The organism is Myceligenerans pegani (assembly GCF_014892515.1).
GTDB classification, from domain to species: domain Bacteria; phylum Actinomycetota; class Actinomycetes; order Actinomycetales; family Cellulomonadaceae; genus Myceligenerans; species Myceligenerans pegani.
The window spans coordinates 398,714-413,094 of sequence record NZ_JADBGR010000107.1; the positions used below are offsets into that span (position 1 = coordinate 398,714).

The window sequence follows — 14,381 nt, forward strand, 5'->3', positions numbered from 1 at the left end:
GATGCAAACCTATGCTTCCGTTGACCCTTGCGATGCTTTTGCGTCGCACACCGATTCCGGAGAACCCGGACACCGGAGGTAGAAGATGAAGCGCGTCACCCCACACGACCCCGGCGCACGCCGGAACCCTCGCGCGAGGCGATGGGCCGCGACCGCGGCCGGACTCGCCGTCATCGCCGCACCGGCGCTGGCCGCGCCCGGCGTCGCCGCCGCGGCGCCGCCCACCGACACGCCGCGGATCCTCGCGGCCGACTCCCCCGACGCCGTGCCCGGCGAGTACATCGTGGTGCTCGACGAGTCCGAGGTCGGCATCCAGCAGGTCAACGGCAAGGCCCACGGACTCGTCAAGAAGTACGGCGGCACGGTCAAGGAGTCGTACAAGACGGCGATCCGCGGTTTCAGTGCGACGATGTCGCCCGGCCAGGCGAACAAGCTCAGCCGGGACCCCGCCGTCGCCTACGTCGAGCAGAACCAGGTGGTGCACGCCACCGGCACGCAGGCGCCCACGCCGTCGTGGGGCCTGGACCGCATCGACCAGCGCGACCTCCCCCTGGACGACTCCTACACGTACCCGAACTCCGGGTCCGGCGTCACCGCGTACGTCATCGACACCGGCATCCGCACCACCCACCAGGACTTCGGCGGACGGGCCGTCCACGGCACCGACACGGTCGACGGCGACGGCGACGCCACCGACTGCAACGGCCACGGCACCCACGTGGCCGGCACGGTCGGCGGATCGTCCTACGGCGTCGCCAAGGACGTCGACCTGGTCGGCGTCCGCGTCCTCGACTGCGCCGGTTCCGGCACCTACGCAGGCGTCATCGCCGGCATCGACTGGGTCACCGCCGACCACGCCGCGGGCGAGCCCGCCGTGGCGAACATGTCGCTCGGCGGCGGCTTCTCCCAGGCCGTCAACGACGCCGTCGCCGACTCCATCGCCGACGGCGTCACCTACGCGCTGGCCGCCGGCAACGACTACGGGGCCAACGCCTGCAACACCTCCCCGGCCTCGACGCCGGCGGCGATCACCGTCGGTGCCACCCAGAGCAACGACGCCCGCGCGTCGTACTCGAACATCGGGTCGTGCCTGGACATCTTCGCGCCGGGCTCGGACATCACGTCGGCCTGGCACACGTCGAACTCCGCGACGAACACCATCTCCGGCACCTCGATGGCCACCCCGCACGTCGCCGGAGGGGCGGCGCTCGTCCTGGGCGCCAACCCGGGGTACACGCCCCAGCAGGTCCGCGACCAGCTCGTCGCCGACGCCACCACCGGAGTCGTCACCAACCGCGGCTCCGGCTCGCCCGACGCCCTGCTCTACGTCGGCGACGAGGCCGGCACCCCGCCGGACCCGGACCCCGAGCCCGAGCCCGGCTGCTCCGGGACGAACGGCAGCGACGTCGACATCGACGACCACTCCACCTCGGAGTCGCCGATCACCGTCTCCGGCTGCGAGAACCCCAGCGGCACGGCGACGGTCGACGTCGACGTGGTCCACACCTGGGTCGGCGACCTCACGGTCTCGCTCGTCTCGCCGGACGGCACCGTCTTCACCCTGCGTGAGCGGTCCGGCGGCAGCGCGAACGACATCACCGAGACCTACACGGTCGACGTGAGCGGCGAACCGGCCGACGGCACCTGGGTCCTGCGCGTGCACGACTCGGCGACGTGGGACACCGGCTACATCGACTCCTGGAGCCTCGCGCTCTGACACCGTGTCCGCCGGACCCACCCACGGGTCCGGCGGACACCACCCGCGCTCCGGGAGCGAGGAGCCCGGGGCCCCGGGCGCCCGGCACCAGGCACCAGGCACCACCCCGGGCGATTCAGACCGGCGTGACCAGTACCACGCCCGACGGCGACCGTCCGCAACCCGGGCGGCCGCCGTCGGGCATTACCGTTGACGTCGTGAGCACGCCCGACACGCAGGCCGCCCCCGACGACGCACCGGCCGGAGCAGTACCCGCCGGCCGCACCACCCCCGGCGCGAGCCTCGCCGCCCGCCTCCTGGCCCGCCTGCCCCGCTGGAGCCGCGCGGTCCTCCTCGCCAACCTGATCGGGCAGATCGGCATCATCGTCACCGGCGGCGCCGTGCGCCTCACCGAGTCCGGTCTCGGCTGCTCCACCTGGCCCGAGTGCGAACCCGGGCAGTTCACCCCGGCGTTCCACGAGGCCACGAGCCTGCACCCGTACATCGAGTTCGGGAACCGCACCCTGACCGGCGTGCTCGGCATCATCGCGCTCGCCGTGTTCCTGGTCATGATCTCGGACACGTCCCGGACGCGGAGCTACCGGTTGCTCGGGCTCGTCCCCGGGCTCGGCGTGATCGCGCAGGCGGTGATCGGCGGTGTCGTCGTGCTGCTCGACCTGCATCCCGGCTGGGTGTCCCTGCACTTCGGCGTCTCCGGCGCACTCGTGGCCCTGTCCCTGTACCTGCTGCACCGCAGCGGCGAGAGCGACGGGCCGCCACGCGTGGTCGTCCCCGCGCCCGCGCGCCTGCTGGCCTGGGCGCTCGCGGCGCTGACCGCCGTCGTCGTCGTGCTGGGCGTGCTGACCACGGGCGCCGGGCCGCACTCCGGCGACGCCGAGGTCGGGTACCGGCTGGCGCTCGATCCGGCGGCGATGTCGCGGGCGCACGCGGTCGCCGTGTGGGCGTTCCTGCTGGTGCTGGCCGCCTACCTGGTCGTGCTGCAGCGGGCCGGCGACGGGCCCGCGGGTGATCTCGCCCGCGCGCGCCGCGCGGCGTGGCTGCTGGTCGCGATCACGCTGGCGCAGGGCGCGATCGGCTACGTCCAGTACTTCACCGGCCTGCCGATCCTGCTGGTCGGCCTGCACATGCTGGGCGCCGCCCTGCTGATCGCGGGCACCACGCGCGTGTTCCTCACGACCCGGGTGCGATAACCCGCATCCGGGCTCGGGGCCTCGCCCCCAGCGCCTCGACGACCTGTCCCGGGCCGAGCCCGCCGCCCCGTGCGCCGAAAGACCGGGGCGACGGGTCCTTGACCCACCGCCCCGGTCCGTATCTCGCTCCGGACGTCCGGAACCCCTCCCCGGCGTCTCCGGACGTCCGGCCCGTCAGGTCACTCCGGGGTGCAGGTGACCGCCGTCGACGACGGCGGACTGCCGTTGCCGAGGAAGCCGAACTCCGCGGAACCGCCCGCCGACAGCGTGCCGTTCCAGCCGACGTCCGACGCCGTCACCTGGGAGCCCGACGTACTGAACTGGGCGTTCCAGCCCTGCGAGAACGTGGCCGGCGCGAGGTCGAACGACGTCGACCAGCCGGCGATCGCCTCGTCGGCCGTGACCCGGACGGTGGCCTGGAAGCCGCCCTGCCAGGAGTTGACCACCGTGAGCGAGGCCGTGCACGCGGACGCCGGATCGGTCGGGTCCTCCGTGGGATCCTCCGTCGGGTCCTCGGTCGGGTCGTCCGTCGGCGTCGGCGACGGATCCGGGTCCCGCGGGTCCGCGATCAGGCGGTCGTACTCGGCGAACGCCGTGGCCACCGCGGTCTGCGCCCAGAAGCGGTGGTACCGGAACTGCGGCTCCGGACCGCCGTCCAGGTGCTGCTGCACCTCGGCGAACATCGGGTCGTCCTCGTAGAACGAGCGGATGTCGAGGAAGGAGACGCCCGGCTCGACGACGTCGCCGTTCGGGTAGGTGCCGCTCCAGTCGCTCGGCACGTAGATGCCGTCACCGGAACCACCCTGGTAGACGTCGTCGAACCGCTCGTAGTCGCCGCGGGTCTCGACGGTGGACACGCCCAGGGCGTCGGTGTTCTGCTCGTAGATCGCGTCGAGCAGGGCGCCGGCGGTGTCGGCCGCCTGCTGGTCGCCGGAGGCCGCCGCCCAGTAGGTGAGCGTCTTGGCGATGGCACCCGCCACGCCGACGTCCTGGCCGTGCTCGGTCACCTCGACGTGCAGCCCGGAGTTGCTGCCCGGGTTGCTCGGGTTCCAGGTGTCGGGCGCGCCCGACCAGCTCAGTGTGGCCGGGATCGACCAGTCCGTGTCCGTGACCGTGATCTCGGAGATGACCCACGGCACCCACTTCTCGAGGATCGCCTCGGCGCGGGCGTCACCGGTCTCGTGGTAGATCTGCGCGATGCGCTCCACGCCCCAGCCCTGCATGCCGAACCACTGGTTCGACGGCGGGTCGTGGTAGACCGGGGCCACGTCGTAGGCCATGTCGTAGAAGGTGGGCGTCCCCGCCGGGTGCGCCGAGTAGTCACCGCCCACCGAGTTGGTGGCACCGCCGGCGATGCCGCCCTCGGCGGACTGCAGCCACTGGAAGAACTCGATCTGCCGGTCGTAGCTCTCCGCCCAGTCCGACTCCGCCGTCGGCGACGCCGGGATCAGGTCGGGGTCGTTGGACAGCGCCCATGCCGCCATCGGGTTCTGGTAGCCGAAGTGTGCGTGGCTCGACCCGATGCGCCAGGCCCACGGACTGCTGGTGTCCAGCGCGCCGCCCCAGGCGTAGTACCAGGACAGCAGGTAATGGGCCGAGCTCTTGCCGGAGCCCGCCGGGCACGACGGCGACTCGCAGCCCGGCTCCTTGAAGTACTTGTCGAAGAACGAGTACCGCAGGTAGTCACCCATCTTCGACGCCTTGTCCACGGTGCCGGAGATCTGCCCCTCGGCGCCCTGGGCCGCGGCGAACTTCTTGGCCCAGTAGACGGCCTCGACCGACCGGGCGTCGGCGTCGGGCGCGTTCGTGTACTTCCACTGCTGGGCGTACTGCGCGTCGCCCGTGAACAGGTCCAGGTAGCCGTTCGGCCCGCCGTAGGAGAAGTCGTCGATCGACGGCTGCGGGATCGTCTCCCACACCGACTCCTGCTCGCCCCGCTGGAAGGTGTTGATGTAGCTGGTGCCCTCGTAGTCCGGGCCCAGCAGTTCCGAGGAGCCCGGCGCCGCGCCGAACCCGTACACGTTGTCGACGTCCGCGAGCCAGTGCATGCCGTAGATCTCGTCGGTGCCGTACGTGGTGCTCAGCTCGTCCGCGATGGGGTCGGTACCCACCGAGACGCCGCTGTCCAGCTGCGACGGGTACTCGCTCGGGTGCCCGTGCTCGGGTGCGTAGGTGGCCGGGTCGGCCGGGTTGTACGCGCCGTTGGTCGGCTGGTTCTCCGTCGTGGGGATCATGTACGCCTCGAGCGTGTCCCACGCGTCGTTGAACGGGGCCCAGTCGCCGGTCAGCTCGCCGTACGACGCCTCCAGCCACAGCCAGAACGAGTACGCCTCGCTCGTGGTCTCGTGGCCGTAGTCCGGCGCCTCGACCATGAGGGTCTCGACCGCGTGGTACGGGATGCCCTGATCGGAGAAATAGCCGCTGGCCGGGTCCTTGATCTTGTCGTACATCTCGAGGAAGCGGTCGGCATAGGGTCCCGCGAGCGCACGGGCCTCCTCCACCGATGTCGACGTCCCCTGCGCGACGCCGGTCCGCGTGCTCTCCACGCCCGCCGCCGTCGCGCCCGCGGCGGCGAAGGTCACCGCGGCGAGAGTACCGACAGCGACGGCGGACCGCCGCCATCGTCTCCGGTTCGGTTCTCGGATCATTGCTGCCCTCCTGGGTCCTGCGCCATCGGCGCGGCGCCCGCGACGGTGCGTGCGCCTGGACGACGGTCCGGCACAGCACGCCCCGACAACAACGGCGTTAACCGTTTCACAGCCGCGCGCTCCGGGCGGCGCGAGCCGGGTTCCGCCCGCGATGTCCGGGTACCGCTGTAGAGTGAGCGAGGCCTGGGTAGGACGGAACCACACGCGGAGCACGATGACGGACAACGCCGGTCGCACGACACCCGAGACGCCCGGCGGGGACCGTGGCGACGAACGTCTTGCCCGCGCCGACGAGCGCGCGCTGCTCGGCGTGGAGCCGGGGCCCGAGACACGGGAGGCCGATGCCGGCACGGCACCTCCGGGCGATGCGTCTCCGGCGCCCGCGGCCCCCGACGGCGGCGCTCCTGCGGCCGGCCACGGCGCGGCGGGTGATGTCGGCCGGGACACCGGCGAAGCCCCGCTGCGCGGCGGCAGCGCCTGGCCCGCCGTCACGGTCGTGCTCCTGACAGTCGCGGCCTGGGCGCCCGTGGTGCTCACGTTCCTGCGGGTCGGGATCGACCTCGACCCGTTCGCGTTCCGCACCGACAACGTGTTCTGGGTGCTGGCCATCGGCGGCTCGGCGGCCACCATGACGCTCGCCGCGGGTGCCTCCGGCCTGCATCCCCGCGCGGCCGGCTCGGGAGCCGTCCGTATCGCGGCCGCCGCCGTGACCGGCGCACAGCTGTTCGTCCTCGCCGTGATCGGCGTGATCCAGGTGCTCTGGGACGCCAGGCCGGCGATCATGGCCCAGACGGCCTACACCGTCGTCGCCCTCGTGCTCGCCGCCGGCGCCGTCGTGCTCGCGCTGATCGCGGCCCGCGCGGACCGGCGCGGCGTGGCGACGGACCTCGGGCGCCGAGCGCCCGTGATCGGCCTGGCGTGCGTGCTCCTGGGCGAGGGGGTCCTGACCGTCGGCATCACCACGCAGTTCCCGGGCGAGATCGGCATCTACCTCGTCTCGCTGCTGATCAGCGCGCTCACCGCGGTCGCCACGCTGACCGGCCTCTGGCTCGTGGGGCGCGGGCGTCCCGCCGCCGGGTGGACCGGCGCGGCGATGCTGTGCGCGCTGGCCGTGCTGTCGATCGGCTCGATGATCAACGTGTTCACGCTCGTGGATCTGCCACTGTCACACCGCGTGGTCGAGACGACGCAGTACCTGCTCTACGCGGCCGGGGCGGTCACGGCCGTGCTCGCGGCCCGCGAGGCCGCCCGGGCCTGATTCCGCGAGCACGACGAGGCGGATCCGGAGGAACTCGGCGGGCCATGGCCGAACTCCTCCGGATCCGCCTCGTCGGCGACGGTCCGGGACGTCGATCTCCCGGTCAGATCTCCGGCATCGACGACACCTCGACGGGCGGGGCCACGTCGAGGTCCACCGGCGCGGGCGGGATCGCGGAGGCGCCACCCAGCGCGCGCGTGCCGACCACGCCCGTGGCGAAGTTCGCGTGGCACTGCGGGCAGTACCACTCCGGCGTCGGGACCGGCACGTCGAAGCCGCCGTAGACGACGTCGTGCGGCATGTGCATCTCGTCGTGGATCGCCTCGTTCCACACGATCCGCTTCGCGGTGCCGCGCGAGTGGCAGGACGGGCACGCCGGGCGCATCCGGGCGCGCTGCGCGCCGATCGCGTGGGGGTGCAGCAGTTCGTGGCACGGGTCGCACACGAGGAACGTGTCGGTGATGAGCCGGTTCAGGTCGCGCGGGGCGGCGCCCTCCTGGGCGGCGGCACGGGCGCCGTCGTCGTGCGGGCGCAGCTCCGTCACGTCGACGAACTGCTCGCACGAGTAGCAGCGCTCCTCGTGCCGCAGGTCGGCGCCGGTGATGCGGCGATGGCCCAGCAGGCGCAGCACGTGCAGGTTGGGCGAGAGCTGCCCGGTCTCGCAGTCGCCGGGCTCGAGCGTGCCGGAGGCGCCGTTGCGGAACTGCCCCGCGATGCCGTCCAGGACGAGCCGGGCGTGCTCCTGCGGCAGCCAGCCCGACGAGCGCGCGTACGCCGAGGCCCCGCTGAACAGGTCGTCCCAGAGCACGGGCTTGTCCGGCCCGAAGAGCTCGTCGGCGATCCAGTCCTCGCCCTGGGTGGTGCCCATGAGCTCCACCGATGCCACGATGCCCGGGTCCGATCCCACCACCGTCACGACCACGTCGCCGCGCTGCGGGCCGTCGGCGCCGCGGGGCAGCAGGTGTTCGTTTCCGCCGGTGGCGACGGCCACGGCCTCACGCAGCCAGTCCTCCGACCAGTTCAGGTACACGGAGGGAACGAGCCACGCGGGCAGGGACGAGACAGGAGGAAGCATGTCCGGTTCGCTGGTCACCGCGGAAGAGTAGCGCAGCGCACCGCCCGGGATAAACCCGTCCGGATTGATACCACCCGCCCGGTGACGGAGCCCGGCGCCGCGCAGCGGACGAGGCATGCGGACGTGACCGCCGTCAGCTCGCCTCCCGCTCCTCGAACTCGACCGTCACCGTCTCGTAGCCGAACGACTCGATCAGGGCTTCCAGCGTCTTCGTGGTGTTCTCGCGGGCCCGTTCGGTCAACGAGGACTCCTCGGCCGCCGCCGCGATCTTCTCCGACCCCTGGGAGAGCGCCTCCTGGCGTGCGTCCGAGTTGCTCTCGAACAGGTCGCCGATCCTGTCCACGAGCCCTCGGTCCTCACTCAGCGCGTGGCTGGACCCCAGGTCGACGCGCGGGTCCGAGAGCTCCGGTTCGGGCACCGTGACCGTGACGGCCGTGCCGTCGTCGGACACCTCGATCGCGCCGGGGTCCAGGTCCGAGAAGTCCACGTACGACTCCACCGACCCGTTCACGACGAGCACCAGGCGCGATCCGGCGAGCCACCCGGGCAGGTACCTCACGTCCTGCTCCAGGTCCACCAGCACCTCGTACTCCGCCTCGGCCGCGACGAACCGCGCCAGGTCCCGCATGCCCAGCAGCACGGGTTCGGTCGAGCGATCGACCTGCGACGTCGTGAACGGGTTCAGGTTCTCCAGCAGCACCCGCACGAACGCGTCCCGGAACTCGTCCTTCAACCCCGCCAGTACCCCGCCCACGATCCCGGCGGCGATCGCGAACCCCGCGATCCCGCCGAGCGTCGCGGCCACCCACGCGGGCATCCGCCGCCTCGCCCTGTGCTCCGTGCCCGACGACGGCCGCCCGGCCGGGTCGGTCGCGGCGGTGTCGTCGGCCGTGTCGTCGTCGGCGTCGTCCGTCTCGATCCTCATCCGCTCCCCCTTGACCGTTCCACAAGTCGGACTTGTCTCACTCCAGAGACAAACGGTAGCGGGAGTGACGGACATCTGCTCCCGGCCGTCAGTTGCGGCGGTACTCCCACGGGGACGTGACGGGGCGGAGGGTGCGCCACGAGCTCGCCCTGCCGATGGCCGCCGCCAGGATGCCGGCGACCGTCGGGCCGTTGTGCAGGCGACCCGCCAGTGCGAGCGCCGCAGCCTCCTCCAGCGGGACGGGGACGGCCACCATGTCGGCCTCCTCCGCCTCGCGGACGTGCCGCTCCGGCTCGGGCACCGGCGTGAGGTCGCGGGCCAGGTAGACGCGGGCCGCCTCGTTGCTGCCGCCCGGCGAGGGCAGCAGGTCGACGAGCACCTCCCAGCGGGCCGCGTGCACGTCCGCCTCCTCGGCGAGCTCGCGCGCGGCCGCGATGTGCGGGTCCTCGCCGTCGATGTCGAGCAGGCCGGCGGGCAGCTCCCAGAGGAACGCTCCCACCGGGTGGCGGTACTGGCGCAGCAGGAGCACGTTGTCGTCGTCGTCGAGCGCCACGACGATGACCGAACCGGGATGGTTCGTGTACTCGCGCCGCACGACGCCGGCCTTCCCCAGGTCCACCTCGTCGACGGCCACGTCGACGACGCGCCCCTGGAAGGGCACGTCGAGGCGGCGGGCGGGCCGGGGGTCGACGACGTCGCCGATGAGGCCCGGCCGCGGCCCGTCCGGTCCTGGGGCCGCCGACGCCGCCGACGCCGTCCCGCCCGGCTGTCCGGCCTGCGCGTCCGCCCACGACGCCGGCTGGTCCCGCGTCGTCGACGACGGCTCCGCTCCCGCCCGGGCGGGCTCGGGCACGGCCCAGGGGATCGGTCCCGTGGAGGGAAACCTCACGTCCGGTTCCAGCGGCTCCGGCCGCCTCGTGTGCTCGTCTCTCAAGAACTCCACCGGCTCAGGCGCCCTGGCGTTCGAGCGCGGCCGCGATCAGGCCGGCGAACAGCGGGTGGGAACGCGTCGGGCGGGACTTGAACTCGGGGTGCGCCTGTGTCGCCACGTAGTACGGGTGCACGTCGGCCGGGAGCTCCACGAACTCCACGAGCGTGCCGTCCGGGCTCGTGCCGGAGATCACCAGGCCGGCCTCCTCCAGCTGGCCGCGGTAGGCGTTGTTCACCTCGTACCGGTGGCGGTGCCGCTCGGCGACGCGCTCGGTGCCGTACGCCTTGGCGGTCACGGACCCGGGCACGAGGTGGGCTTCGTAGGAGCCGAGGCGCATGGTGCCGCCGAGGTCGCCCTCGCCCTCCACGATGGCCTTCTGCTCGATCATGGTCGCGATCACCGGGTGGGACGAGTCCGGGGTGAACTCGGTCGAGGACGCGTCGTCGAACCCGAGCACGTTGCGGGCGTACTCGATGACCATCGACTGCAGGCCCAGGCAGATACCGAGGGTCGGCACGAGGTGCTCGCGCGCCCAGCGCAGGGCCCCGACCTTGCCGTCGATGCCCCGCACGCCGAAGCCGCCGGGGACCAGCACGGCGTCGACCCCTTCCAGGGACGACTCGGCGCCGGCCGGCGTGCGGCACTCGTCGGCCGCGACCCAGCGGATCGTGACCTTGGCGTCGTTGGCGAAGCCGCCGGCCCGCAGGGCCTCGGTGACCGACAGGTAGGCGTCCGGCAGGTCGATGTACTTGCCGACGAGCGCCACCTCCACCGTGTGGTCCGGGCCGTGCACCCGCTCCAGGAGCTGCGCCCAGCCGTCCCAGTCGACGTCGTGGAACGGCAGGTCGAGACGGCGCACGACGTACGCGTCGAGGCCCTCGGCGTGCAGCACGCGCGGGATGTCGTAGATGCTCGGCGCGTCGACGGCGTTGACCACGGCCTCGTTGTCGACGTCGCACATCAGCGCGATCTTGTTCTTCACCGACTCCGGCACCACGCGGTCGGCGCGCAGCACGATCGCGTCGGGCTGGATGCCGATGCTGCGCAGCGCGGCCACCGAGTGCTGCGTGGGCTTCGTCTTCAGCTCGCCGGACGGCCCGATGTACGGGACGAGCGAGACGTGCAGGAAGAACACGTTGTCGCGGCCGAGCTCGTGCCGCACCTGGCGCGCCGACTCGAGGAACGGCTGCGACTCGATGTCGCCCACCGTGCCGCCGATCTCGGTGATGATCACGTCGACGTCCTCGGACGCCTGGTCGCGCATGCGGCGCTTGATCTCGTCGGTGATGTGCGGGATCACCTGCACGGTGTCGCCGAGGTAGTCGCCGCGCCGCTCCGTCGCGATCACGTGCGAGTACACCTGGCCGGTGGTGACGTTCGAGGAGGCCGGCAGCTCCACGTCGAGGAAGCGCTCGTAGTGCCCGATGTCGAGGTCGGTCTCGGCGCCGTCCTCGGTGACGAACACCTCGCCGTGCTGGAACGGGTTCATCGTCCCCGGGTCCACGTTGAGGTACGGATCGAGCTTCTGCATCGTGACGCGGAGGCCACGCGATCGCAGGAGCCGGCCGAGCGAGGAGGCGGTGAGCCCCTTCCCAAGCGACGAGGCCACACCTCCGGTGACGAAGATGTGCTTCGTCGTCGCGGAGCGGGAGCCGAGGCGGTTCGGGAGCTGTCTGTTCACGGGATCGACCACGGAACTCCAGCCTACCCGTCATCGGCCGGTCCGCCCGGGGAAAACGCGCGAAGAAGTCGCGTAGTTCCTGTCACACCGCTCCGGCTCCGCAGGCCGCAGCGCCGACGGCGGCGGTGCCGGCCACCGCCCTCAGCGGCCCGCGCGGCCCGCCCACGCGCGCAGGCGGGCACGGAGGCCGGAGTCCGCGAGGGCCGCGAGGGCCAGCACGACGACGACCGCCACGACGCCCGCCAGGAGGCCGGACCCGAGTGCCGCGAGGAACTCCCCCGCCACGAACGGCCGGTCGCCGCCGGGGTACGCGACGAATCCCGGGTCGATCCTCTGGCCCGGCGGCCGCAGCAGGTATCCGACGCCGTACCCGGCGAGCGCGCCGAGCGCGGTGCCCGCCGCCAGCACGAGCCCGGTCCGGCCCGTCCCCGCGAGCGCCGCGCGCCCGAGATGGCGCCGCACCGCGATCAGCAGCCCGGCACCGGCGACGGTCATGCCGAGGGTCCCCGCGACGCCGAGGGCGCCGAGCACCAGGCCCGGCCCCCGTTCGCCGTCGAGGACCGCGAGGCCGTCGAGGAACCCTGCCGACGACGACGGCGCCCCGGGCGATCCGGACGAGTCACCCGCGGATTCGCCGCCCGGCCCGCCGAACGCGACCCAGGTCGCGAGCAGCCCGAGCACCATGACCCCCCAGCCCGTTGCGGTGGCCACGACCGCGGCCCTGCCGTGGTCGACGGCGTAGAGGGCGCGGGAGAGGTGGAGCACGAGCGCGTAGCCGACGAGCCCGGGCGCCATCCAGGCGAGGGCGGAGGCCATGCCGGGGGCGTCGCCGGTGACGAGCAGGTCGAAGACGGTCTCCACGGCGGGCGCGGCGGCGGCGAGGGCGGCGACGCCGGCCGCGGCGACGACGAGGAGCGTCCGGGTGGTGCTCGCGACGAGGCCGCGCAGGTCGCCCAGGCGGCCGGCCGCGGCGTGGTCGGTGAAGTGCGGGAACGCGCTGGTGGCGATGGGGAACGCGAGGACGGCGTACGGCAGGAGGTACACGTTGTAGGCGTACAGCCAGGTGGTGTAGCCGCCCAGGTCGGTGCCGACCTTCATGACGACGACGAGCGCGAGCTGCTGCGCCACGAGCGCGCCGACCCCGGCGAACGCGAGGTGGGCGGCGCGCCGGCCCTCGCCGTCGGGGAACCGGAGCGTGGGCCGCAGCCGCAGGCCGGTGCGCAGCGCGGGGAGCACGAGCGGCAGGGCGAGAGCGACGACGCCGGCGGTGATCCCCCAGGCGAGCCAGTCGAGCGCGCGGGCGGGGATGTCGCCGAGGTCCTGGGCGCCGCGCTCGGGCAGCCGCGCCGCGTAGCCCCAGTACACGCCGATGACGACGACGCTGGAGATCAGCGGGCTGAACGCGGGCCAGAAGAACCGTTTGTGCGCCTGCAGCATCCCGCCGAGCACGACGGCGATGCCGTACATCGGCACCTGGACGGCGAACACGCGCAGGAAGGCGGCGACGACGTCGGTCAGCGGGTCGTCGACCAGCCAGTTCGCGAGGGGGCCGGCCAGCAGCGCCATCACTCCCCCGGCGGGCACGAGCACGACCAGCGTCCATCCGAGCAGTGCCGAGGCGGAGCGGGACGCCTGCTCGCGGGCGGCGGCGGTGCCCTCGCCGGTGAGGGTGCCGCGGCTGAGCGGCCCCGACACGAGGGGGACGACGGCGCCTGCGAGCGCCCCGCCGGCCGCGACCTCGAACAGGACGTTGGGCAGCAGGTTCGCGGCGTTGAAGGCGTCGGTGAACGTGCCGTTGCCGACCCAGTAGCCCTGGGCGAGCCAGCGGCCGAACCCGACGATCCGGCTCGCCAGGGTGACCAGGGTGACGAGCAGCGCGGCCCGCGCGAGGCCCGATCTCGTCAAGGCGTCGCGCCGGAATTCTCGTCGGCCGGGCTCGTCGCGCCCGGGGACGTCCCGCCTCGTGTCGAGGGCGCGGCCGCCGCGTTGCCGGCCTGGAGCGACTCGGGGACCGGTCGCCGGCCCAGCATGTCGATCCGGTGCAGCCACGGCGTGGAGCGGATGACGCGGGAGAAGCTCACCCGCTCGGACGCGAGCGTCAGCCCGACGACGCCCGCCAGCGCCGCGAGCCGTACCGCGCGCGGGGCCCCGAACGCGAGCTGGGCGCCGACGAGCGCGCCGAGGGCGTTCGCGCCGCCGTCGCCGAGCATGTCGCGCTCGCCGAGGTCGCCGGGGGCTGCCACGGCCGCCGCGCCGAGCAGCGCTCCGGTGACCGCGCTCACCCCCGGCGTGGCTTGCGTGCCGGGGGTTCCGGCGCCCGCGGCGACGGCGGCCGCGAGGCTCGCCACGGTCGCGGCCTTCAGGGCGCGGCCGGGCCTCAGGTCGAAGAGGTTGACGAGATTCGCGGTGCCGGCGATGAGCGCGCCGTTGATCACGACGTCGGCGGTCCGTCCGAGCGTGCCGCCGCCGCGCGGTGTCCCGGCGGCGGCCGCCGCCAGCGCGGACGTGCCGATGCCCAGCACCTTGAGCCCGCCGGTGGTGACCTGGCCGCGCGTGAGGGCGCCGAGGTGCCCGCGCAGTCCCTTCGCGGCGGTGCCGGTGTCCTCGGCGACGTCGTCGATCACGCCGAACGCCCCGGCCGCGGCGGTCGCGAACGCGGTGGGGCCGGCCGCGGAACCACCGGCCGCGATCGCCCCGGCCACGAGGCCTGCCGCCACGGCCGGCCCTTCCAGCAGGCTGATGGGCTCGCCGCGATGATTCGTGCGGGTCCACGCCTCGGGCGTCGCGACCTTCTCGTGCAGCCGCTTGAGCTCGCCCGAGCGTACGGCGGACTCGAGTCGTCCGCGCGCCCACGCCGTCGTCGCCCCGGCGGCCAGCGCGGCGGCCACGAACCGGAAAGTCCCCATGGCAGTGCTCCTTCGCGTCAGTGTTCTCGTCGCCGCGTCCTCGGGTTCCG

The 14,381-nt window shown here is 73.2% G+C and carries 10 protein-coding genes; 3 read left to right on the top strand and 7 right to left on the bottom strand.

What is annotated here, in order from left to right:
* The first annotated feature begins 85 nt into the window (after positions 1–85).
* On the top strand, positions 86–1,717 hold the full coding sequence (locus IIE03_RS22680) for a S8 family peptidase (RefSeq protein ID WP_192865027.1): 1,632 nt from the start codon (positions 86–88) through the stop codon (positions 1,715–1,717).
* A gap of 197 nt (positions 1,718–1,914) precedes the next feature.
* Entirely contained in the window at positions 1,915–2,907 is a 993-nt protein-coding gene (locus tag IIE03_RS22685; RefSeq protein ID WP_192865028.1) for a COX15/CtaA family protein, read from the top strand.
* Between the two features lie 179 nt (positions 2,908–3,086).
* Here IIE03_RS22685 and IIE03_RS22690 read toward each other — a convergent pair whose 3' ends face one another.
* Positions 3,087–5,489, bottom strand: coding sequence for a glycoside hydrolase family 48 protein (locus IIE03_RS22690; protein WP_318843130.1), 2,403 nt, complete (start codon positions 5,487–5,489; stop codon positions 3,087–3,089).
* A gap of 280 nt (positions 5,490–5,769) precedes the next feature.
* Here IIE03_RS22690 and IIE03_RS22695 point away from each other — a divergent pair, with 280 nt between their 5' ends.
* The gene (locus IIE03_RS22695; RefSeq protein ID WP_192865030.1) at positions 5,770–6,813 is read left to right on the top strand and encodes a hypothetical protein; all 1,044 of its coding nucleotides are present in this window, start codon (positions 5,770–5,772) and stop codon (positions 6,811–6,813) included.
* Between the two features lie 103 nt (positions 6,814–6,916).
* On the opposite strand, the gene IIE03_RS22700 is transcribed toward IIE03_RS22695, so the two are convergent.
* From IIE03_RS22700 to IIE03_RS22725, 6 genes are all read right to left on the bottom strand, one after another.
* Positions 6,917–7,906, bottom strand: a complete 990-nt coding sequence (locus tag IIE03_RS22700; RefSeq protein ID WP_192865031.1) for a hypothetical protein — start codon at positions 7,904–7,906, stop codon at positions 6,917–6,919.
* Positions 7,907–8,021: 115 nt separating this feature from the next.
* Complete coding sequence (locus IIE03_RS22705) at positions 8,022–8,813, bottom strand: DUF4230 domain-containing protein (RefSeq protein WP_192865032.1); 792 nt, start codon at positions 8,811–8,813, stop codon at positions 8,022–8,024.
* A gap of 88 nt (positions 8,814–8,901) precedes the next feature.
* Complete coding sequence (locus IIE03_RS22710) at positions 8,902–9,702, bottom strand: NUDIX hydrolase (protein ID WP_318843131.1); 801 nt, start codon at positions 9,700–9,702, stop codon at positions 8,902–8,904.
* A 58-nt stretch (positions 9,703–9,760) separates the two neighbouring features.
* Positions 9,761–11,437 (bottom strand): CTP synthase, encoded by a 1,677-nt coding sequence (locus tag IIE03_RS22715; RefSeq protein WP_192865033.1) that lies wholly within the window; start codon positions 11,435–11,437, stop codon positions 9,761–9,763.
* A gap of 129 nt (positions 11,438–11,566) precedes the next feature.
* On the bottom strand, positions 11,567–13,330 hold the full coding sequence (murJ, locus tag IIE03_RS22720; RefSeq protein ID WP_192865034.1) for a murein biosynthesis integral membrane protein MurJ: 1,764 nt from the start codon (positions 13,328–13,330) through the stop codon (positions 11,567–11,569).
* Positions 13,327–14,331, bottom strand: coding sequence for a hypothetical protein (locus IIE03_RS22725; protein WP_192865035.1), 1,005 nt, complete (start codon positions 14,329–14,331; stop codon positions 13,327–13,329). Before IIE03_RS22725 ends, murJ begins: the two co-directional genes overlap by 4 nt.
* Positions 14,332–14,381: the final 50 nt, after the last annotated feature.